The sequence below is a fragment of the Streptomyces iconiensis genome, from assembly GCF_028657195.3.
Lineage (GTDB): Bacteria > Actinomycetota > Actinomycetes > Streptomycetales > Streptomycetaceae > Streptomyces > Streptomyces iconiensis.
The window spans coordinates 1-20,314 of the sequence record NZ_JANCPR020000037.1 but is presented as its reverse complement, the minus strand read 5'-3'; the positions used below and the strand labels follow the sequence as shown (position 1 = coordinate 20,314).

General features: G+C 70.6%; 19 protein-coding genes. 13 read left to right on the top strand and 6 right to left on the bottom strand.

From position 1 onward, the window contains the following. The first annotated feature begins 28 nt into the window (after window positions 1–28). From NMN56_RS30320 to NMN56_RS30305, 4 genes are all read left to right on the top strand, one after another. The gene (locus NMN56_RS30320) at window positions 29–808 is read left to right on the top strand and encodes a hypothetical protein (protein WP_274042979.1); all 780 of its coding nucleotides are present in this window, start codon (window positions 29–31) and stop codon (window positions 806–808) included. Between the two features lie 71 nt (window positions 809–879). Then, window positions 880–1,494 (top strand): gamma subclass chorismate mutase AroQ, encoded by a 615-nt coding sequence (gene aroQ, locus NMN56_RS30315; RefSeq protein ID WP_274042977.1) that lies wholly within the window; start codon window positions 880–882, stop codon window positions 1,492–1,494. 143 nt (window positions 1,495–1,637) lie between these two features. Beyond that, the gene (locus tag NMN56_RS30310; RefSeq protein WP_274042975.1) at window positions 1,638–2,348 is read left to right on the top strand and encodes a FadR/GntR family transcriptional regulator; all 711 of its coding nucleotides are present in this window, start codon (window positions 1,638–1,640) and stop codon (window positions 2,346–2,348) included. 94 nt (window positions 2,349–2,442) lie between these two features. Next, a complete protein-coding gene (locus NMN56_RS30305; RefSeq protein WP_274042973.1) occupies window positions 2,443–3,762 on the top strand; it encodes a CynX/NimT family MFS transporter in 1,320 nt (439 codons plus the stop codon). A 287-nt stretch (window positions 3,763–4,049) separates the two neighbouring features. On the opposite strand, the gene NMN56_RS30300 is transcribed toward NMN56_RS30305, so the two are convergent. Genes NMN56_RS30300 through NMN56_RS30285 form a run of 4 tightly spaced genes read right to left on the bottom strand, consistent with a single transcriptional unit; the run spans window position 4,050 to window position 7,639 of the window. Next, window positions 4,050–4,772 (bottom strand): ABC transporter permease subunit, encoded by a 723-nt coding sequence (locus NMN56_RS30300; protein WP_274042971.1) that lies wholly within the window; start codon window positions 4,770–4,772, stop codon window positions 4,050–4,052. A 21-nt stretch (window positions 4,773–4,793) separates the two neighbouring features. Next, window positions 4,794–5,711 carry an ABC transporter ATP-binding protein gene (locus tag NMN56_RS30295; protein WP_274042969.1) on the bottom strand — a complete coding sequence of 306 codons (918 nt, stop codon included), beginning with the start codon at window positions 5,709–5,711 and terminating at the stop codon, window positions 4,794–4,796. A gap of 52 nt (window positions 5,712–5,763) precedes the next feature. Then, window positions 5,764–6,684 carry an ABC transporter permease subunit gene (locus tag NMN56_RS30290; RefSeq protein WP_274042968.1) on the bottom strand — a complete coding sequence of 307 codons (921 nt, stop codon included), beginning with the start codon at window positions 6,682–6,684 and terminating at the stop codon, window positions 5,764–5,766. Next, a complete protein-coding gene (locus NMN56_RS30285; RefSeq protein ID WP_274043118.1) occupies window positions 6,674–7,639 on the bottom strand; it encodes an ABC transporter ATP-binding protein in 966 nt (321 codons plus the stop codon). The genes NMN56_RS30290 and NMN56_RS30285 overlap by 11 nt, the downstream gene beginning before the upstream one ends. Window positions 7,640–7,867: 228 nt before the next feature. Here NMN56_RS30285 and NMN56_RS30280 point away from each other — a divergent pair, with 228 nt between their 5' ends. The 5 genes from NMN56_RS30280 to NMN56_RS30260 all read left to right on the top strand — a co-directional run bounded on the left by NMN56_RS30280 (window position 7,868) and on the right by NMN56_RS30260 (window position 14,226). After that, window positions 7,868–8,719, top strand: a complete 852-nt coding sequence (locus NMN56_RS30280; protein ID WP_274042967.1) for a M24 family metallopeptidase — start codon at window positions 7,868–7,870, stop codon at window positions 8,717–8,719. Further along, entirely contained in the window at window positions 8,716–10,578 is a 1,863-nt protein-coding gene (locus NMN56_RS30275; protein ID WP_274042965.1) for an SDR family oxidoreductase, read from the top strand. The genes NMN56_RS30280 and NMN56_RS30275 overlap by 4 nt, the downstream gene beginning before the upstream one ends. 167 nt (window positions 10,579–10,745) lie before the next feature. Next, the gene (locus NMN56_RS30270; protein WP_274042963.1) at window positions 10,746–11,693 is read left to right on the top strand and encodes a metal-dependent hydrolase; all 948 of its coding nucleotides are present in this window, start codon (window positions 10,746–10,748) and stop codon (window positions 11,691–11,693) included. 320 nt (window positions 11,694–12,013) lie between these two features. Continuing rightward, complete coding sequence (locus NMN56_RS30265) at window positions 12,014–12,952, top strand: MerR family transcriptional regulator (protein ID WP_274043117.1); 939 nt, start codon at window positions 12,014–12,016, stop codon at window positions 12,950–12,952. A gap of 107 nt (window positions 12,953–13,059) precedes the next feature. After that, the gene (locus NMN56_RS30260; protein ID WP_274042961.1) at window positions 13,060–14,226 is read left to right on the top strand and encodes a hypothetical protein; all 1,167 of its coding nucleotides are present in this window, start codon (window positions 13,060–13,062) and stop codon (window positions 14,224–14,226) included. A gap of 175 nt (window positions 14,227–14,401) precedes the next feature. On the opposite strand, the gene NMN56_RS30255 is transcribed toward NMN56_RS30260, so the two are convergent. Beyond that, on the bottom strand, window positions 14,402–15,295 hold the full coding sequence (locus NMN56_RS30255) for an LLM class flavin-dependent oxidoreductase (RefSeq protein WP_274042959.1): 894 nt from the start codon (window positions 15,293–15,295) through the stop codon (window positions 14,402–14,404). A 107-nt stretch (window positions 15,296–15,402) separates the two neighbouring features. Between NMN56_RS30255 and NMN56_RS30250 the strand changes: the two genes are divergently transcribed. From NMN56_RS30250 to NMN56_RS30240, 3 genes are all read left to right on the top strand, one after another. Next, entirely contained in the window at window positions 15,403–15,918 is a 516-nt protein-coding gene (locus tag NMN56_RS30250) for a hypothetical protein (protein WP_274042958.1), read from the top strand. Window positions 15,919–16,083: 165 nt separating this feature from the next. Beyond that, window positions 16,084–16,632 (top strand): RNA 2'-phosphotransferase, encoded by a 549-nt coding sequence (locus NMN56_RS30245; RefSeq protein WP_274042957.1) that lies wholly within the window; start codon window positions 16,084–16,086, stop codon window positions 16,630–16,632. A 10-nt stretch (window positions 16,633–16,642) separates the two neighbouring features. After that, on the top strand, window positions 16,643–18,091 hold the full coding sequence (locus NMN56_RS30240) for a threonine synthase (protein WP_274042956.1): 1,449 nt from the start codon (window positions 16,643–16,645) through the stop codon (window positions 18,089–18,091). A 24-nt stretch (window positions 18,092–18,115) separates the two neighbouring features. Here the strand turns inward: NMN56_RS30240 and NMN56_RS30235 are convergent, their stop codons facing one another. After that, on the bottom strand, window positions 18,116–19,168 hold the full coding sequence (locus NMN56_RS30235) for a metallophosphoesterase family protein (RefSeq protein WP_274042954.1): 1,053 nt from the start codon (window positions 19,166–19,168) through the stop codon (window positions 18,116–18,118). A gap of 108 nt (window positions 19,169–19,276) precedes the next feature. On the opposite strand from NMN56_RS30235, the gene NMN56_RS30230 reads away from it, so the two are divergent. Beyond that, on the top strand, window positions 19,277–20,047 hold the full coding sequence (locus NMN56_RS30230) for a class I SAM-dependent methyltransferase (RefSeq protein WP_274042952.1): 771 nt from the start codon (window positions 19,277–19,279) through the stop codon (window positions 20,045–20,047). Window positions 20,048–20,314: the final 267 nt, after the last annotated feature.

The window sequence follows — 20,314 nt, the reverse complement described above, 5'->3', positions numbered from 1 at the left end:
CAACGATCCCCTCAGGAGGGGTCTCACCATGTACACCGATCTCGTTCTGCTGGAGTCGCGCAGCGCGCGCTCCGGCATGGCCCACAGGGTCGAAGTCCTCGGCAAAGTGAAGGCGTTGAGGTTTTCCACAGGTAATACACAGGCCACCACTCAGGATGTGGCCAACTACTTCGAAGTGGCCGCCAAGACTGTGGAAAAGTTGGTCGAGCGGCACCGCGAAGAGCTGGAGAACAACGGCCTCGCCGTTCTTCAGGGCGCTGACCTGCAGGAATTTGTGACCGACAGGATGTCGGTCACAAATCCAGGCACCAAGGGTTATCCACAGATGGTGCGCAGTCTCACCGTCTTCAACCGCCGCGCCGTCCTCAATGTGGCGATGCTCCTGCGGGACAGCGAGGTCGCGCGCTGGGTCCGTACCGCTCTGCTCTCGGCCGAGGAGAGCGTCCATCCCGGGGTCGCCATGGCCCAGTGCGCCGCCGAGGAGTTCCGGCAGACCCTGCGGAATCTGTCGGAGGGGCACAGCGAGTTGGACCAGCGGGTCACCCGCGTCGAGAGGTCCGTGCACGATCTCGGCACCGGCTTCCAGGAGTTGGGGCCGGTGATCGGACGGATCTCGGCGCGGCTGGAGCGCATGGACCACCGGCTCGTGGAGACGGAGCGCAGGACGTCGCACACGGAGCGGGTCGTGTGCGCGATGAGCGAGCGGCTCACCGGTATGAGCGAGGAGATGCGCTCGATGCGGGGCGACCTCCAGAGCGTGCTGCGCGCCACCGGCGCCAAGCCCGCGCGGCGGGGACGCCGCAACTGATCCACTCTCCGACGACGCGTCCCCGGCCCCGTCCGGCCGGGGGCGTGTCCTCATGGAAGGGCGTACGCCTCATGCACCTTCGCTCCGCACGGGCCGTCTCCGTCTCCGTACCCGCACTCGCACTCGCCGCTGCCGTACTCGCACCGGGCGCCGGCACGGCACTCGCCGGGCAACCGGCCGGGCAGGGCGCCGGGGTGGTGTCCGTGCGGGGCGGGCCCGCTGCCGTGGCCGAGGCGTCGGCCGAGCGGCTGGAGCTGGCCGGCGAGGTCGCGGCGGCGAAGTACGGCACGGGCAAGCCGATCGACGATCCCGCGCGCGAGAGGGACGTACTACGGGATGTCGCCGGGCGCGCGGGCGGGCTGGGGGTCGGTCAGCGGCGCGCGGCGGCCGTCTTCCGGGATCAGATCGAGGCGAACAAGGCGGTGCAGCGCGGTCTGCACGCCTACTGGGACGCACACCCGGAGTACCGGCCCGTACACCGGCCCGACCTCGCCAGGGAGGTGCGCCCCGCGCTGGACCGGCTCACCGGAGAGCTGCTGAACGGCCTGGCTGCGACACGGGCGGCACACGCGGGGCCCTCCTGTAGTGCGCGGCTCGCGTTCGGTGGCGTGCGTGCTGCCCAGGTACGCCACTTCGACGCGCTGCACACCGAGGCCCTGGTCAGAGCTGTGCGGTCGGTGTGCTGAGCGGGCTGCGTGCCCGGTCAGGGGTGTGCTGAGGCCCACTCCGGCTCGCCTGCCCGGGGCTCGGAACCAGTTGTAGGATGACTGGGCAACCGGGCCAATCGGGTCCGGCCGGGACCGTACGAGATTCGCGGACAGGAGCTGGAATGGCGCTGCAGGCGGCGGGGCGGCAGTCGCTCGTGGAAACCGTGGTGGACGAGCTACGGGCGCAGCTCAGCGCGGGCGAGTGGCCCGTGGGCGAGCGCATCCCGACCGAGCACGCGCTGGCCGAGCAGCTACAGGTCGGTCGCAACACCGTCCGCGAGGCCGTACGGGTGCTCGTGCACGCCGGGATGCTGCGTTCCCGGCAGGGCGAGGGCACCTTCGTGGTCTCCACCGCTGACCCGGGCGACATCGTGCGCGGTGTGCAGCGCGCCGATGTACGCGACGTACTGGAGCTGCGGTTCGCTCTGGAGACCGAGGGCGCGCGGCTCGCGGCCCTGCGGCACACGGCTGACGACCTGGAGCGGATGCGTGCCGCGCTCGCGGCGCAGGCCGCCTTTCACGACGTCGAGGGGCAGCCAGCCGTCGGCCAGTACGAGCTGTACGCGGAGCACGACATCGAGTTCCACATCGCGGTCGTGGACGCGGCGCACAATGCCGCACTGAGCGCGACGTACGCCTGGTTCAGCAGCTCCGTACGGGACGCGCTGGTCGTGTCGCTGCACGACACCCAGATGCCCCGCATCCACGAGACGGACCACCACGACCTGGTGGACGCCATCGCGAGCGGCGAACCTGCTCTGGCCGAACGTGCGGCCAGGGCGCTGCTCGCCAAGCCCAAACAGGCGGTTGAGGCACTGCTCGACGACGAGTGAGCCCTCCCGCCGAGATCTCCCGGCGAGAACACCTCGCACACCACAGGCAACGCGTTACGCACTACCTGTTCTTGAGAAAGGCACCACCCCAGTTATGTCGCCGTCCCAGAAGGAAGGGCTCAGTACGGAAGAGCTCATCGAGGCCGAACTGATCGACGCGGAGGAGGACCTGGCGCCTTCGCCGCCCGTGAACTCGGCACGCAGAAGGCTGCGCGCGCATCCGGCGCTGCTGCTCCTCGGCATCGTGCTGGCCTCGCTCAACATGCGCGCGGCGCTCTCCGGGGTCTCGCCCGTGCTCAAGGAGATCAGCGACACCTTCGGTATGACCTCGACGGTCAGCAGCCTGGTCACCACGATTCCGCTGATCTTCATGGGCGTCGTCTCGCCGCTGGCCCCGAAGCTGGCGCGGCGGTGGGGCACCGAGACGGTCCTCTTCGGCGCCCTGGTTCTCCTCGCCGCCGGCATAGCCCTGCGGGTGGCGCCGCCTCTGGTGACGCTGTTCGCCGGGTGCGCCGTCGTGGGTTCGGGCATCGCCCTGCTCAACGTGCTGATGCCGGGCCTGATCAAGCGTGACTTCCCCGACAAGGCCGCGTCGATGACGGCCCTGTACTCGACGGCGATGATCCTGGGCGCGACCGTCTCGGCCGCGGCGGCCGTGCCGCTGGAGCACGCGCTCGGCGGGTGGCGCGGTTCACTGGCGTCCTGGGGGCTGCTCGCGGTCTTCGCCGCTGTGGTGTGGCTGCCGCAGGTCGTGCTCACCCGGCGGGGCACCCGGCACGGGCAGCCCGCCGCGGCTCCGGCACCGGGTGCCGACGGGCAGGCCGGTGCGCCGAAGCTGATGCGCTCCGTACTGGCCTGGCAGGTCACGCTGTTCATGGGGTCGCAGTCGCTCGTCGCGTACGTGACCATCGCCTGGCTGCCGACGATCTTCACGGACCACGGGATGAGCAAGGCGACCGCCGGTCTGGTCTTCGCGTTCAGCACCCTGATGCAGATGGGCGGCTCGTTCGTGGTGCCGACCCTGGCGGGACGGATGCGGAGTCAGCGGCTGCTGTGCACGGCCGTTGCGCTCTTCATGGCGGCGGGCATCTCGGGCCTGCTGATCGCGCCCGTGGGCGGCGCGTGGCTGTGGGCCGTCCTGCTCGGCCTGGGCCAGGGCGGGGCGCTCGGTATCGCCCTGACGATGATGGTGCTGCGCTCCGGTGACGCGCACACGGCGGCGCGGGTGTCGGGGATGGCCCAGACGTGGGGCTATTTGCTGGCCGCGGCGGGCCCGTTGGCGCTCGGGGCCGTGCACCAGGCGACGGGCGGCTGGGCCGTTCCCCTCGTGCTCCTGCTGTGCGTGTGCGCCGGTCTGGTGCTGCTCGGACTGGGCGCAGGAAGGGACCGCAGGATCGGACACGCCTCGGCCTGACGAGGGCCGACGCGTCTGGCGAGGGTCGAGCATCCTGGCGAGTCCGGAGGAGCCCGGGGAGGGCACGAAGGTCCTCCCCGGCTCTCCCCGGGCAATGAACGCCAACAGCGCGTGGGGGCGGTGGATTCCGCCCCCACGCGCTGTGTTGCCCGCGTGTTGCCGACTACAGGCGGTCGACTTCCGCTGCCGACTACTGGTGGCCCACTTCCGCTGCCGGCTACTGGCGGCCGACTTACAGCTGCCGACCACAGGCGGGCAGGCAGCCGACGTTTCCTTCTCTCCGGCGTCTACTCCTCACCGGCAAGGGTGAGGGTGCGCAGCTTCTGGCCCGCCAGTATGGTGCCGCCGACCGTGATCACGACCAGCAGGACCAGTGCGGCGGGCAGTGCCACGTCGGAGGTGACGTCGGCGCCCGTTCCCGCGACCTTCTCGGCCAGTGCGAGCGACCACTGCTGGATGCTGAGCATCTTGGCGCCCTCGACGAGGCTGCCGAAGAGGGCTTCCCAGATGAGCGCGTAGACCAGACCGATGACAACGGCGTGCCTGGTGAGCGTGCCCAGCATCAGGAAGAGCGCGCTGTAGGCGACGGAGGCGACCAGCGCAGCGACGGTGTAGGCCACCGCGATCTGCTGGCTGTTGCCGTTGAGCACGTAGCCGGCGACGAACACCGGGACGGCGGAGAAGACCGCCGTGACCCCCGTGGCGACGACCAGCTTGGTGAAGATGATCGAGGGCCGTTTGATCGGCTTGGCCAGCAGATAGACCACGGAACCGTCGTCGATCTCCGGCCCGATGGCGCCCGTTCCCGCGATGACGCCGATCAGCGGCACCATGGTGGCGAGCGCGAATCCGCCGAGCAGTTGGGTGGCCACTTGGTCGTCGGCGCCGTTCATGGCGCGTACGGCGCAGGCGACGACGATCAGCAGCAGCGGCAGTGCGCACAGGATGAGCGCGCGCCGCCGCCCTAGGAGCGCACGGTAAGTGAGCCGGGCGACCGTGGGGTTGAACATGTCAGGGGCTCCTTCCGTCGCTCAGGCCGCGACGAGGTACGAGAAGACGCTCTCCAGTGACTCGTCGGAGGGCGAGACGGTGTAGAGCCGGATGCCGTGCTCGCGCGCCACGCGCGGGAGCAGCGCGGTGAAGCGCGTGAAGTCGACCGCCTGGACGCGCAGGGCGCCCTCGGCCTGGTCCAGCTCGATGCCCGCCGTCGACGGGTCGGCGATGAGCGCGGCGGCCAACTGCCGGTCGTCGCTGGAGCGTACGAGGTAGCGGTGCGGCCGGTCGGTCATCAGGCGGCGGATCTTGCGGAAGTCACCGCTGGCCGCGTGCCGTCCGGCGACGATGACCTCGATGTGGGAGGCGAGTTGTTCGACCTCCTCCAGGATGTGCGAGGAGAAGAGCACGGTGCGGCCCTCGTCGCCCATCTTGCGCAGCAGCTCCATCAGTTGCATGCGCTGGCGGGGGTCCATCCCGTTGAACGGCTCGTCCAGTAGCAGCACGGACGGCTGGTGCACCAGCGCCGACGCCATCTTCACGCGCTGGCGCATGCCCTTGCTGTAGGTGGACACGCGGCGGTCCTGCGCGTACTCCATCTCGACCGTGGCGAGTGCCTCGGCAGCCGCCGCTGCCGGGTCGGACAGCTGGTGCAGCTCGGCGTTGGCGAGGACGAACTCGTAGCCCGTGAGGAAGTCGTACATCCCCTCGCGTTCGGGCACGAGGCCGATCTGCCGGTAGGTCTGCTCGTTGCGCCAGATCCGGGTGCCGTCGAGGGTGACGGAGCCGTTGGAGGGCGCCAGGAAGCCGCCCATCATGTGAATGAGGGTGGACTTGCCCGCGCCGTTGGGGCCGAGCAGGCCCGTGACGCCCGGGCCGATGTCCATGGTGATGTCGTTGACGGCGACGACGTTCCCGAACCAGCGGGACGTGCGGTCGATGGAAAGAGTGCTCATGGGCGCGGCCCAGTCCTTCGCAGAGTGGTGGCGGGCGACAGAGAGGCGGCGGTCACAGCCCGGCCTTCCGGTAGCGGCGCAGCAGAAGGGCGTACGCACCTGCGGCAAGCAACACGAAGACGACGAGATAGCTGATGCCCTGCGCGTTGGTGAGTGTCGCGCCCGTGGGGAACCCGGAGGTGCCGCCGAGGAACTTGCTCTGGATGCCGTCCATGAGCGTTCCTGGCGAGCCGAGACCGAGCCAGCCGACGAGCGTGCTGCTGCTGTCGCCGTCCGACAGGGGGATTCCCTGAAGCGCCGAGATCAGGAAGAACGGAACGGTGAGCACGACGATGACGGCGGCGATACCGAAGCCCCTGCGTGGGGTGAGCGCGGCTATGTAGCCGGCGATGCCCGCGTGCAGGAGGGCGAACAGGGCGCAGAAGACGAGACCTTGGAGGAACCCCGTGGTCTGGTCGCCGAAGTCGAGCTTCGCCAGCAGCGATCCCACGTACAGGATGAGCACCGGTACGGCGGTGAAGAGGAAGACGGCGGCGGAGAGCGCGGCGTGTTTGGCCGCTACGTAGTCGCTGCGTTCGATGGGCCGCGAGAAGTACAGCGGCGTGGTCTTGAAGCGCAGGTCCAGGGAGATCGCCTGGGGTGCGACGGCTGCCAGGTAGATGCCGATGACGGGCTGGAGCATCAGCACGTACTCGGCGTAGCCGACGGGCAGGTCGTCGGCCTTGGTGGCCACGGCGACCGCCACCACGATCGCGGCCGGAAGGGCCACGACCGCGAACAGGAGCATCGGCAGCACCTTGGACTTGGCCGAGCGGCCGAGGCCGTACGCACCGCGCAGCGACTGCGTGAACAGTGCGCGGCGTGCGTAGGAGCGGCCGAGGCGCGGGCCTTCGTAGCCGCGGTAGCCGATGTTGTGGATGACGCCCTGGCCGCGCTGTGCGGCAGGCGCCGTTGCTGCGGGGTCAGGCGACATCGGAGCCGCTCCCTTCGGTGAAGACCTCGGAGATCTGGTGCCTGCGCTGTTCCATGCGGACCAGCCCCAGGCCGAGTTCGGCCGCCGCGTCGCGGACGGTGTCGTACACGGCACCATCGTCGGCATCGGCGATGTCGACGGTCAGCAGGTGTCCCGCGCCGGGCGCCGGGGTGCCGTCGGTGCCGGCGGCACGCAGCGAGAGCCCGGCCCTGTCGAGGGCCGTGCGCAGCGCCTTCGTGCCGTCGGGGTGCGCTTCGGTGTCGGTGACCTCGACGGCGAGTACAGCGGTCTGCTGGGTGAAGTCGGCCGTGGACGAGGAGCGCAGCAGCTTGCCGCCGTCGATGACGACGACATGGTCGCTGGTGCGCTCCAGCTCGCCCAGGAGGTGCGAGGTGACCAGTACGGAGATGCCGAAGTCGGTGTAGACGCGGCGGATCAGTCCGAGCATCTCGTCGCGGCCGACAGGGTCGAGGCCGTTGGTGGGCTCGTCCAGGAGGACGAGGCGGGGGTCGTGCACTAGGGCCTGCGCGAGCTTGACCCGCTGTTTCATGCCCGTCGAGTAGCCGCCCATGGGCCGGTAGCGCTCTTCGTAGAGGCCCACGTGCCGCAGGGTGTCGGCGGTGCGCTCACGTGCGGCGGTCGCCGGGAGACCCGACATCCGCGCCATGTGCACCACGAACTCGGTGGCGGACACATCCGGTGGCAGACAGTCGTGTTCCGGCATGTATCCGACGCTCTCCCGGATCGCGCCGCCCTGTGTGCTCACATCCATACCGAGGACGCTTGCCGTTCCCTCCGTCGCGGGCGAGAGGCCGAGGAGGATCTTGATCAGGGTCGACTTTCCCGCGCCGTTGGCACCCACCAGGCCGGTCACGCCTGGGGTGATGCCGACGGTCAGCTGGTCGAGTGCGGTCACCCTGGGATACCGCTTACTGAGGCTTTCGGTCGCGATCACAGTCACGTCCCCGACGCTAGTGCCGCATTGGCCGGTCCGCGTCAGACGGTGCGGGGGTTTCGCTGTCCCCCTCAGGGTGGAGAGACCCGTAGGGGCGGCCGTCCGGAGGGGGGAGACGGAAGTTATCCACAGGCGAGACCGGCCCCTTGACCCCGCCATGGCCCGATGTCACATTCATCAGTGTCAAGTTGTGGACGCTCCGGCACGGCTCAGGGACGGACGGTTGCGATGCGCTCGGTGACGAATGGCTACTCCTCCGCCGACCTGCGGGGATTCAGAGAAGTGCAGCAGCTCGGTTTCGCGTGCGCCGAGTCGGTCGCTGCCCGGCTGAAGCCGGGTGTGACCGAGCGGGAAGCCGCCCGCATGCAGCGGGAGTGGCTGCGGGAGCGCGGCGTGCGGGACTGGTTCCATCTCCCCTTCGCCTGGTTCGGGGACCGCACCGCTTTCACCGGGTTCAAGATCCCGCTCCAGTTCTTCCCCACGGGCCGGAAGCTGGAGCCGGGGATGCCGTTCGTCCTCGACATGGCCCCGATCCACCGCGGCTTCACCTCGGACATCGGCTACTCCGGCTGCCTGGGCCCCAACCCCGTGCACGACCGGCTGATGTCCGACCTGCGGGGGCACCGCGAGCTGATCCTGCGCGAGGTGCGCGAGCGGCGCTCGCTGCGGGAGATCTACGAGAACGTCGAACGGCTCATGATCAGCCAGGGTTACGCGAACCGGCACCGCGCCTACCCCTTCGGCGTCATCGCGCACAAGGTCGACCGCGTCTCCGACCGCCGCTGGTCCCCCACCCTCTTCGGCTTCGGCACCAACTCCCTCAGGGGCCTGGCCAAGGACGCGCTGCACGGGCACAGGGACGGCTGGTCACCGCTGTGGAGTCCGTACCGGTTCTCCGACCACCCACCGCAGCCGGGCCTGTGGGCGGTCGAACCGCACCTCGGGTTCCGGGGCACCGGCGCCAAGTTCGAGGAGATCCTGGTGGTCACCGACTCCCGGGACCCCGAGGAGAGCGCCTTCTGGCTCGACGACGATCTGCCGCACGTGCGGCGCTGGCAGGAGGAGGCACGCAGCGTATGAAGCGGAACAGGAAGCCGTCCGCCGGAGACCGCTCGGGCAGCAGCGGCACGGACCACGGCGGCAACGGCAGCGACGGCGCGCACGGCACGGGCGACGGCACGGTGCTGGAGGGCGCCAGGGAACGGTGGGTGAGCACCGGCGGGGTCGAGTTGTGTGTGGCCGAGCTGGGTGATCCCGAGCGCCCGACGGTGCTGCTCGTGCACGGCTATCCCGACAGCAAGGAGGTCTGGTCGAAGGTCGCGCGCCGTCTCCAGGACCGCTTCCACGTGGTGCTGTACGACGTGCGCGGCTGCGGCAGGTCAACGGCGCCGAAGCCGCTGCGCGGCGGGTTCACGCTGGAGAAGCTCACGGACGATTTCCTGGCGGTCGCCGAAGCGGTCAGTCCGGACGAGCCCGTGCACCTGGTGGGGCACGACTGGGGCTCGGTCCAGGGCTGGGAGTTCGCCACGGTGCGCCGAACCGAGGGCCGTATCGCCTCCTTCACCTCCATGTCGGGCCCCTCCCTCGACCACCTCGGGCACTGGATCAAGAGGCGGACGCGCCGCCCGACCCCGCGCGCCGCCGGCCAACTGCTGGGCCAGGGCGCCAAGTCCTGGTACGTGTACGCGCTGCACACGCCCGTGCTGCCCGAACTGGCCTGGAAGGGGCCGCTCGGCAAGCGCTGGCCCCGTGTCCTGGAGCTGACGGAGAGGGTGCCGGGCGACGGCTACCCCACCGGCTCGCTGCCCACGGACGCCGCGCACGGCGCCTGGCTGTACCGCGACAACATCCGCGCCCGGATGCGCCGCCCCCGCACCGACTGCTACGCCCATGTACCGGTGCAGTTGATCACCCCGACCGGCGACATCTTCCTGAGCGAGCGCCTCTACGACGACCTGGAGATGTGGGCACCCCGGCTCACGCGCCGCACCCTGCCGGCCAAGCACTGGGTCCCGCGTACGCGCCCCGACCAACTGGCCGCCTGGATCGGCGAGTTCGCCGCGAAGTCGGACTCGGACGTGCCCGCGCGGGAGCCGATGGCGCGTGGCGCGCACGCGGACCGGTTCGCCGGACAGCTTGTGCTGGTCACGGGTGCGGGCAGCGGCATAGGGCGGGCGACGGCGTTCTCGTTCGCTGAGGCCGGGGCGCGGGTGGTCGCCGTGGACCGGGACGCGGAGAGCGCGGCACGCACCGCCGACATGGCGCGGCTGGTCGGCGCACCGGAAGCGTGGGCCGAGACCGTCGATGTGGCGGACGAGCAGGCGATGGAGAAGCTCGCGGAGAAGGTGGCCGCCGAGTACGGCACCGTGGACGTGCTGGTGAACAACGCCGGGGTCGGCATCTCCGGCTCCTTCTTCGACACCAGCACCGAGGACTGGCGGCGCACGCTGGACGTCAACCTGTGGGGTGTCATCCACGGCTGCCGCCTCTTCGGCAAGCAGATGGCCGAGCGCGGCCAGGGCGGTCACATCGTCAACACCGCCTCGGCCTCCGCCTACCAGCCCTCCAAGATGCTGCCCGCCTACAGCACATCGAAGGCCGCCGTGCTGATGCTGAGCGAGTGCCTGCGCGCCGAGCTGGCGGGCCAGGGGATCGGCGTCACGGCCGTGTGCCCCGGTTTCGTCAACACGGACATCGCCAGGAACGCCACGTTCGCGGGCACCGACGAGCACGAGCAGAAGCGGCTGCGGCGGAAGTCCTCGCGGCTGTACGGGATACGGAACTATCCGCCGGAGAAGGTCGCCGAGGCGATCCTGCGCGCCGTCGTCCGCAACCAGGCCGTGGTGCCCGTGACACCCGAGGCACGGGGCGCGCGCCTGATGTCCCGCTTCACCCCGCACACCCTGCGCGCCGTGGCCCGCATACAACCACCCCTGTGAGCGGCCCCGTTGGGTTACTCCTGTGTGGCCCCGCCCCCGGGAACCACATGGGTGCTCCCAGCCCGCGTTCGTGACCCACCACGCGTCGCCCACGGTGCGACCCGTGTTCGTGCTCCACCGGCCCACGTTCGTGACCCACCACCCCCATGCCGACCCAGGAGCGTCGTATGAGCGACGAGAAAGCCGAGACACCGCACCAGGACCAGGACTTCCACTACGACATAGCCCCGCGCAGGGTCTCCTTCGACTGGGAGCGGACCCCGCTGCACTGGATACCGGACGAGCCCACGGCGACGCATGTGATCAACGTGCTGCACCTGCTGCTTCCGGCGGGAGAGCGATGGTTCGTACGGGTCTTCAAGGAGGCCCTGCCGCTGGTGCGGGACGAGACGATGCTGCGCGATGTGAAGGGCTTCATGGGCCAGGAGGCCACACACAGCGTGCAACACGCGTATGTGCTCGACCACTTGGCGGCGCAGCGACTGGATACGGCCGACTACACGCGCTACGTCGACTTCCTCTTCGAGCGGCTGCTCGGTGAGACGCCACCGTTCGGTCTGCCGGTGCCGCCGCGTGAGTGGTTGCGGGTTCGGCTGGCGACGATCGCCGCGATCGAACAGTTCACGGCGGTGCTCGGTGACTGGGTGCTGCGGGCCGACGGCCTGGACGCGGCGGAGCCCGACGAGGTGATGCTCGATCTGCTGCGCTGGCACGGGGCAGAGGAGGTCGAGCACAGGGCGGTGGCGTTCGACATGTTCCAGCACTGCGGCGGACAGGGCCTGCCCCGTTACGCGCGCAGGGTCGGGGCCATGGTGGTCACCGCCCCCGTGCTGGCCTGGTTGTGGGTGGCCGGCGCCTCGTACCTGATCAGGAACGATCCGCAGCTCGCCGGCAGGCTGCGGTATTCGCTGGCCGAGCACAACCGCGCCGTGGCCAAGGGGCTGCTGCCCTCATGGCGGGAGCTGGGTGCGGCGATACCCCGCTATTTCAAGCGCTCGTACCATCCCTCGCAGGAAGGTTCGCTGCGGCGGGCCGTGGACTATCTGACGGTGTCCCCGGCGGCCTCGGCGGCGAGGGCCGCAGCGGGGGCGATCGGCCGCCGCGCGGCACTGTGAGCGAGGAGAACGGTTCCATGGCCCCGTCACCCCGGACCGAAGCGGCGTCGACAACGGCGCCGGAGTCGGCGGCAGCGGCGCCGGAGTCGGCGGCACCGCCTACCTCGCCTCCCTCCACCTCGGCACCGGCCCCCGCAGAGGCGCCGGCCCCGGCAGGGGCAACGGCATCGGCCCCGGCAGGCGCACCGGCCCCGACAGGGGCAACGGCACCGGCCCCGGCAGGCGCACCGGCCCCGGCAGGGGCAACGGCATCGGCCCCGGCAGGCGCACCGGCATCGGCATCGCCAGGGACATCGCCAGGGGCATCGGCGGAGTACCGGATCGAGGATCTGGCGCACCGCAGCGGTGCGACCGTGCGCACGATCCGTGCCTATCAGGACAGAGGGCTGCTGCCCAAGCCGGAGCGGCGCGGCCGGGCCAATGTGTACGACGACTCGCACTTGGCCCGGCTGCGGCAGATCGCCGACCTGCTGGAACGCGGCTACACGCTGGCGTCCATCAAGGAGCTGCTCCAGGCATGGGACGAGGGCAGGGGCCTGGGCAGGGTGCTGGGGCTCGTAGCGGAAGTGGACGGGCCGTGGACCGACGAGGAGTCGGGCCGGGTCTCGCGCGGTGAGCTGGACGAACTGTTCGGGGGCGAGCACGACGACACGGCGGTGGACGAGGCGGTGGCACTGGGCGTGTTGGTGCCGTTGCCCGACCGGCGGGACGAGTTCCTCGTGCCGAGCCCGCAGGAGCTGGCGGTCGCCGCCGAGCTGCACAAGGCGGGGGTGCCGCTGCTGGCGATCACCGAGCATCTGCGGGAGCTGCGCGGCCAGGTCGAGCACATCGCGGCCCGTTTCCTGGACTTCACGAACGAGCACGTCTTCATCCGCTACCTGGGCTCCCTCCCCTCCGAACAGGACGCCACCGAGGCGGCCGAACTCGTGCGCGCGCTCAGGCCGTTGGCGCAGCAGACGGTGGAGGCCGAGCTGGCGCGGGCGATGCAGAAGCTCGCGGCGCGGAATCTGCGGGACCACCTGCGTTCGGCGGCTGCCGCCCCGCCGTCGCCGGAAGCCGCGCCCCGCGCCGAACAGGTCCGGCTCCCCGCCGACACGGTCGACTCCGTACGCGCCCTCGTCGGCGAGGGCGCGACACCGGACTTCATCGCCGCGGCAGCGGAACGCGAGGTCCGCGCCCGCGCGATGGACCACATGACCACGCACAGGGCGGACCCCGTACGGGAGGCGGAGCGCGAGGAATCTCCCGGCGCAGGGTGACAAATTGTGGCTGGAAGGAGCGTGGAAGCAGTCACGTTCGTCTATTGCCCCTTAACGTCGCACGCATCAGCGTGTACCCCTCAACCCGTCACAGAGGGGATCGCACCATGCGAAGACGCTCATTCCTCGGCGGTGTCGCCGCCACGGCCGCCGCCTCGGCAACGGGCCTGGGGCTCGCATCCCCCAGCACCGCGGCGCAGAACGCGCGTAACGCACAAGCCACCCAAGCCGCACAGGCCACCCAAGCCGCGCAGGTCGCCTGGAAGCTGTCGCCCGCTCCCGCAGCGGCGCCCGGCTCGCGGCTGCTGTCCGTGTCCGCCGCGAAGGCGGACCTCGCGTGGGCCGTGGGCGAACAGGGACTGCTCGCTGATGGGACGACCGGGCCGCTCGCGCTGCGCTGGAACGGTTCCGGGTGGGCGCACACGGATGTCGCACACCTCAAGCTGAACGGCGCCCTCCGTTCCGTGAGCGGGAGTTCGGCCACCGCCGCCTGGGCCGTCGGTGACAACAAGGACGGCGCCGACCGGCTGTTGCGCTGGGACGGCAGCACCTGGCGGCAGACGGCGTACCCGGGGAGCAGCGATCCCGCCACGACGCTGACCTGGGTCGCCACCGAGTACGACGGCACGGCGTGGGCCTCGGGCCAGCACGAGGGTGCGCCCAAGCTGCTGCGCTTCGACGGCCGCAGATGGACCTGGACGCCGCCGATCCCCGATGCCACGACGCAGTCCGCGCCGTGGCGCGTGTGCCTCTCGCCCTCGGGCAGCGTCTACGCGGTGGGCTGGGATGTCAGCCGCTGGGACGGTACGCGGTGGACGAGGGTGCCTGCGATCCCGGGCATCCGGCTGTCGGTCGCCGATGTGCTGCCGGCCGCTGACGACGACATCTGGGCGGTGGGCTCGGCGTTCGGCGTCGGGGGCCCGCCCGGCAAGCCTCCGGGTGTGGTGCTCGCCCACTTCGACGGGACGGAGTGGGCCTACGAGGACGGGGACGGACTTCCGTTCAAGATAGGCGCGTTGAGCTGCATAGCGGGCGACGGCGAGGGCCGCCCCGGCATCATCGGCGGCTGGGACTTCTGGGACGACAGCTCGGCCCACTACTACCACTGGGACGGCACGGCCTGGACGGGCCAACGCGGTGAGGCCGACGGAGCCGACGCGTACGTACGGGATGTCACGCGCATCCCCGGTACGGCGGACGGCGCCTGGTCCGTCGGGCACACGTACAACACCGGCGCGCAGAACACACACTTCCGCATCGAGCGATACGCCTGACGCCGGGCACATCGCGTGACGCCGGGCGCATCGCCCGACGCCAGGCACATCGCCCGACACGTCGCACACAGAGGAGGGGCCAACTCCGCGACTGAGCCCGCGACTCACCCCGGACATCAGCCCACAATCCCACCCACAACCGGCCCACAACCCGGGCCGCGACTCGGCCCGCGCCTCAGCCGGCGAGTTGAGCGAGCCCCTCCGTCGCGATGCGGGTGAACACGTCGTGGTCGGCCGCGAAGACGGAGTCCGGGATGGGCCAGTGCAGGACGAGTTCGTCGAAGCCGAGTTGCGCGTGCCGGCCCGCGTAGTCGACGAAGGCATCGAGGGAGGTGAGCGGGGAGTCGGGGGTGAAGCCCGTGAGGAGGACACGCCGGAGTGCGGAGGGGTCGCGCCCGGCCTCGGCGCACGCCTTCTCCAGCCCCTCCGCCTGGCGGGCGAGCGCCGCATGGGAGGCGGCGGGGTCACCGGAGGCGTTGGCCGCCGGGTCCCCCGTCGTCACCCACGCCTGCCCGTGCCGGGCCGCGAGCCGCAGCCCGCGCGGGCCCGTGGCGGCGACGGCGAACGGGATACGGGGGCGCTGGACACAGCCAGGGATGTTCCGCGCCTCGTGCGCGGAGTAGTACGTGCCCTCGGACGTCACGGTGTCCTCGGTCAGGAGGCGGTCGAGCAGGGGAACGAACTCCGCGAAGCGGTCGGTACGTTCGCGCCGCGTCCACGCTTCCTGGCCGAGCGCCGTGGCGTCGAAGCCGGAGCCTCCGGCCCCGATACCCAGCGTGATCCGGCCTCCGCTCACATCGTCGAGCGTGATCAGTTCCTTGGCGAGGGTGACCGGGTGGCGGAAGTTCGGTGAGGTCACCAGCGTGCCGAGCCGCATCAGCGAGGTGGCGCACGCGGCGGCGGTCAGCGTGGGGACGGCGCCGAACCAGGGCCCGTCACGGAAGCTGCGCCAGGACAGATGGTCGTACGTGTACGCGGCGTGAAAGCCCAGTTGCTCAGCGTGCTGCCATACCTCCCTGCCTCCCTCGGCCCAGCGGTCGACGGGCAGAATCACCGTGCTCAGACGCATGGGAGCGAGCCTACTCCGGCCCGCTCCCAGCAGGCTTCCGGGCGCCCTGAGGCTGCCGGTCGGCCGTGCGCTGGCGGGATCCGGGAGGTCGCTGCATCATCGGTGGTATGGACCAGTCATCATCGCTGCCGCCGCCCTCCCCTGGGCGTTCTCTCCCCAGCACCGAGTCCGCCGTCACCGCACTGTGCGAGATCACCGAACGGCACGGGCTGGAAATGACGGTGGAGCACGCGATCGGTGCGGACGAATCCTCGCGACGCACCGGGGCCGGCGCCTTCGCCGTCATCGACGAGGACGGCTCGCTGCCGCACGAGGCACTGGTGGAGATTCCGGCGACGGAACACGATTCCGGCGTCCCGGCGACGCCGAAGATCAAGGTGCAACTCTTCGAGGAGGGCGACGCGCACATCACCGTGGATGGCGTGACCTTCCATGACCTGCCCCGTGACTCCGTTCCCGCGTTCCTGGAAGCCGTGTTCGACGGCAGGGCCCGCGTGAAGCTGACGTGGTACCCGCCGTTCTGCCGCCTCATCGTGGCACTGCCGGGCGATCGCACGTACAAGGAGATCGTCCCCATGGCCTACGGCGGCCTCTCACCGTGGCTGAACCGCCGCCCCGGCTGAACCACCGCCCCCGGCGAACAGTCGCCCCCGCCACCCCGATGAACAGCCACCCCCGCCGCCCGGACGAACAGCCGCCCGGATGAAGCCCGGACGAACCGTCCCAGCACCCCAGCCAACGGATAAATGACGTGCGGACTCGGCACTCCGCGCGGCACTCTGAAAGCTGTGAACGAGAAAAGAACCACCCGTATCTCCAAATACCTGGCCCGCCATCTACGCCATGACCCCGCCCGTATCGGGCTGAGCCTCGACGCGCAGGGCTGGGCGGACACCGGCGAACTGCTCGCGGCAGCCGCGGCGCACAACTTCCGCTTCACCCGCGAGGAGTTGGAAGAGGTCGTGGCCCGCAACGACAAGAAGCGGTACGCCTTCTCCGAGGACGGCCTCCGCATCCGCGCGAACCAGGGGCACACCGTCCCCGTGGAGCTGGACCTTCCACCGCTCGCGCCGCCCGCCGTGCTCTTCCACGGCACCGTGGCCCGCACCCTGGGCGCCATTCGCACGGAGGGACTGCTTCCGATGGCACGGCACGCCGTGCATCTGTCGCAGGACCGCGAGACGGCGACGCGCGTCGGCGCACGTCGCGGCCGTGCCGTCGTCCTCACGGTCGCCTCGGGGTTCATGCACACCGAAGGCCATGTCTTCCGGCGCAGCGAGAACGGGGTCTGGCTGGCCGAGGCTGTCCCGCCGCGCTATCTCACGTTCCCGGACTAACGTCCCTGACATGACCCCCGCGACACCCAAGCCCCCCACCACACCCGACACCCCGAACTCCCCGTGCCCCACCACCGGTCCCGGCACCAGCCCCAACGTCACCGCTGCTCCCGGCCCCGGCTCCGGCTCCGGCTCCGGCTCCGGAAACTCCGCGTCCCTCGCCACGGCTCAACGTTCGCTCGGTGACCCCGCGTTGACCTACCCCCTGTGGCCGCCGCTCACCGCCGGCTGCCCCCGTACGAGTACGGACGAGGTGGCCTTCCCTGTCGAGGTCGACTACGCGTACGACCAGGTCGACCCGCGGCTGTTCGCTGCGCCGGTGCCTGGCCGCTGGACCGGTATCGACCACTGGGCACCGCTGCTGCCGCCCCTCATGGCGCCCGGTATGGGCGAGGGGCGGACTCCGCTTGTGGAGATCGCGGACGGCGTCTACGTCAAGGACGAGTCCCGCAACCCGACATGGAGCCACAAGGACCGCCTCAACCGGGTCACCGCGAGCGCGGCGCTGCGCGTCGGTGCGCCGGGAACGGTTGTGGCCTCGTCCGGCAACCATGCCGCCTCGGCCGCGGCGTTCGCCGCCCGCGCCGGGCTGCGCTGTGTGGTGCTGGCCTCGGCCGACTCGCCGCCCGCCGTCGCCTCGTTCGTACGGGCCTACGGCGCCGTCGTACTGCCCGTACCGGCCGAGGCGCGCTGGCCGTTGGCGCGGATGATCGCCGAACGGTGCGGCTTCCACCCGGTCACGAACCTCACGCGCACGCACACCGGGCACGCGTTCGGACCCGAGGGGTACAAGACGATCGCGTACGAGATCCACGCGGAAATCGGCGTCCCCGCAGCCGTGTTCGTGCCGACCGGCTACGGCGAGATGCTGTTCGGCGTGTGGAAGGGCTTCACGGAACTGCGCCGCCTCGGGCTGACGGACCGCGTCCCCCGTATGTACGCCGCCGAACCGGACGCGGGCGGTCCGCTGCATGCCGCGCTCGCTCAGGGCCGCCCCGCCGCACGGGTCGATGTCGGCGCAACCGACGCGTACGGCATCGACTGCGCGGTCGGCGGCTACCGGGGCGTACTCGCCGTACGCGACAGCGGCGGCGCGGCGCTCCTGGTCAGCGACGCGCACATGCGCGAGGCGCAGCGGGAGTTGGCCGCGAACGGAATGTGGGCCGAACTCTCAGGCGCGGCGGGCCTCGCGGCCCACCGGGCAGCGGCCCACCGTGCGGGCCCGCACGCGGACCCGGGCCCGGACCCGGACGCCGACACAGGCCCGGGCCCAGACACAGGCGCAGGCTCAGGCGCAGGCACGGACACAGACGCGGTCGCACTGGACGGGCCCGTCGTGTGCGTTTCCACCTCGTCCGGCTTCAAGGACAGGGGCGTCGGCGCGGACGTACCCGTTCCGGTGGACCCGAGCTGGGAGGCGGTAGCCCCGAGGCTGCGTGCGGCGGGCATCGGCATGTGACAGCCGGCCCGGGAACGCGCCGGTTCAGCGCGACAGCGGCACGGTGATCTCCTTCATCCAGCGGCGGCGGGCGAAGTCGCGGGCGCGGATGAGGACGGCGTCGCGGTGCACCTCGATCTGCAGGCCCTGGTTGAAGGCGCCCTCGACGGCGGTCTCGCCGCCCTTGCCGTTGTCGCGGAAACCGGTCTGGATCGCGCCGGTGTTGATGACGTTGAATCCCGCGAGATTCGCCGTGTCGGGCACCACGCGGCGCACCACCCAGTCGGACAGGTCCAGGTCCCAGTGCGTGTGGCCCGAGAAGAGGAACACGTCGGGGTACCGGCCCAGCAGCCCCAGCAGGCGGTCGGGCTGCAAATAGTCGCCCTTGTACAGGTCGTTACGGGTGCCGGACACCGTGTTCGGCAACGGGTGGTGCGTCAGGACCATCACCGGCTTGCGCCGCCGTGACCAGTACCGCAGCCGTTCCTCCAGCCACGCGAACTGCTTGTCGCTGATCCACACCTCGTCCCAGAGCTTCGGGTTGTGGTACTTCGCGTAACGCTCCGTTCCCAGCAGCAGCACGGGCACCCCGCCGAACGACATCTCCTCGAACACCCGGCCCCGCTCGGCGAAGCGGTAGAAGCTGCGGAAGAGCGAGTCCTCCGTGGTGCCGTTGGGCCAGCTCTCCTGCGCGAGGGTGTCCGGGTCGCGGTACTTCGGCACGTAGAACTCGTGGTTGCCGATCGCCCACGCCACCTTCTTCGGGTGCCTGTGCTTCTTGATCTCGGCTCTGACCGCCGCGTACTCGAAGTCGTAACCACGCGGCGTGATGTCACCCGCGACCCCGAGGCCCGCGCTGCGGGGGTTGGTCTCGGCCATGTCGTCCAGGGCCCGGCCGAAGTCGCCCAGGTCACCCTGGATGTCGCTGATCACGTTGAACCGCACGACATCACGGTCATGTCCGTGACCATGCCCGTTACCGTGCCCGCGCCGCGGCTCAGCCGCGGCGCTCGCCCCCGCGCCGGCCACCGGTCCCAGTACCGCTGCCGAGGCCGCCACCGTGCCGCCCGTCGCCGATATGAATGCCCTACGTTCCATGAATAGCTCCTCAGCTGTCCTGAACGTGAAGATCACCGACGCCGGTTACCGCCGTCCCGCCTCCGCATGGCCCACGGGTGCACAGCACGACAACGTACGGTCGTCCCCATGGACGCTACCGAAGCGCAGTCCCCCACGGACCCCCCAGACCCCGGGGCTTCCAAGGACCCCGTGACCCCGGTGGCCCCCGCGGACGCGAACCGTTCCAAGGACCTCGTGCGTCGCGGTTACGACCAACTCGGCGCCGTTTACGACGACTCGTTCGGTTCCCCGACCAAGTACGGGCCCTGGCTCGCGGACCTCCTCGGCAAGCTGGCGCGTGCGGACGGTGGCGCGTGCCGGGTGCTCGATCTCGGGTGCGGCAGCGGCGTACCCGTCGCCCGCGACCTCAGCGCCGCGGGTCACCACGTCACGGGGGTCGACATCAGCGCGACGCAGGTACGCCGGGCCCAGCAGCTGGTGCCCGAGGCGGAGTTCCGGTGTGCGGACGTGACGCGGCTCGACTTCCCCGCCGCGTCCTTCGACGCCGTCGTCACCCTCTACGCGCTGATCCACATTCCCGTGGCCGAACAGCCGGCGCTGCTGGAACGGATCGCGGACTGGCTACGTCCTGGCGGCCACCTCCTGGCCACCACCGGCACCACGGCCTACACGGGCACCGACCCCAACTGGCTCGACTCCGGGGTCCCCATGTGGTGGAGCCACGCCGACGCGGCGACCTACCGCACCTGGCTCACCTCGGCCGGACTCACCGTCGACCACGAGGAGTTCGTCCCCGAGGGCGGCGGCGGCCACACCCTCTTCCGGGCCCACCGCGCGCCCGGCACCCATCCTTCACCCAGCACCCTCAACGCCCCCGGCACCCACCGCGCCCGCTAGACCCTTTGCGCGAAACCCCGCCTGTGGAACGGAACCTGGCACCGCCCTGGTGGGCGGGAGGACGCTCCGTTGCCGACGGGAGCCGTTGTCACCGGTCGCTGGTTCACCGGTCGCTGGTTCACCGGTGAACCGATCACCGCTCCCCGTGTACGGCGCGGGTTCACTGCTTGCCGGTGCCGACGGGGTCGACGGTGACGTCGGAGGTGGAGTGGTCGGAGACGGGAATGTTGATCGGGTCGATCGTCAGGGCCTTGGAGTGGGTCTCGT

Coding starts and splice junctions, on each gene's coding strand:
- NMN56_RS30295 (WP_274042969.1), bottom strand. CDS start 5,711: ATGAGCACTCTTTCCATCGACCGCACGTCCCGCTGGTTCGGGAACGTC.
- NMN56_RS30310 (WP_274042975.1), top strand. CDS start 1,638: ATGGCGCTGCAGGCGGCGGGGCGGCAGTCGCTCGTGGAAACCGTGGTG.
- NMN56_RS30300 (WP_274042971.1), bottom strand. CDS start 4,772: ATGTTCAACCCCACGGTCGCCCGGCTCACTTACCGTGCGCTCCTAGGG.
- NMN56_RS30260 (WP_274042961.1), top strand. CDS start 13,060: ATGCGAAGACGCTCATTCCTCGGCGGTGTCGCCGCCACGGCCGCCGCC.
- aroQ (WP_274042977.1), top strand. CDS start 880: ATGCACCTTCGCTCCGCACGGGCCGTCTCCGTCTCCGTACCCGCACTC.
- NMN56_RS30320 (WP_274042979.1), top strand. CDS start 29: ATGTACACCGATCTCGTTCTGCTGGAGTCGCGCAGCGCGCGCTCCGGC.
- NMN56_RS30290 (WP_274042968.1), bottom strand. CDS start 6,684: ATGTCGCCTGACCCCGCAGCAACGGCGCCTGCCGCACAGCGCGGCCAG.
- NMN56_RS30255 (WP_274042959.1), bottom strand. CDS start 15,295: ATGCGTCTGAGCACGGTGATTCTGCCCGTCGACCGCTGGGCCGAGGGA.
- NMN56_RS30305 (WP_274042973.1), top strand. CDS start 2,443: ATGTCGCCGTCCCAGAAGGAAGGGCTCAGTACGGAAGAGCTCATCGAG.
- NMN56_RS30230 (WP_274042952.1), top strand. CDS start 19,277: ATGGACGCTACCGAAGCGCAGTCCCCCACGGACCCCCCAGACCCCGGG.
- NMN56_RS30270 (WP_274042963.1), top strand. CDS start 10,746: ATGAGCGACGAGAAAGCCGAGACACCGCACCAGGACCAGGACTTCCAC.
- NMN56_RS30275 (WP_274042965.1), top strand. CDS start 8,716: ATGAAGCGGAACAGGAAGCCGTCCGCCGGAGACCGCTCGGGCAGCAGC.
- NMN56_RS30235 (WP_274042954.1), bottom strand. CDS start 19,168: ATGGAACGTAGGGCATTCATATCGGCGACGGGCGGCACGGTGGCGGCC.
- NMN56_RS30280 (WP_274042967.1), top strand. CDS start 7,868: ATGCGCTCGGTGACGAATGGCTACTCCTCCGCCGACCTGCGGGGATTC.
- NMN56_RS30250 (WP_274042958.1), top strand. CDS start 15,403: ATGGACCAGTCATCATCGCTGCCGCCGCCCTCCCCTGGGCGTTCTCTC.
- NMN56_RS30240 (WP_274042956.1), top strand. CDS start 16,643: ATGACCCCCGCGACACCCAAGCCCCCCACCACACCCGACACCCCGAAC.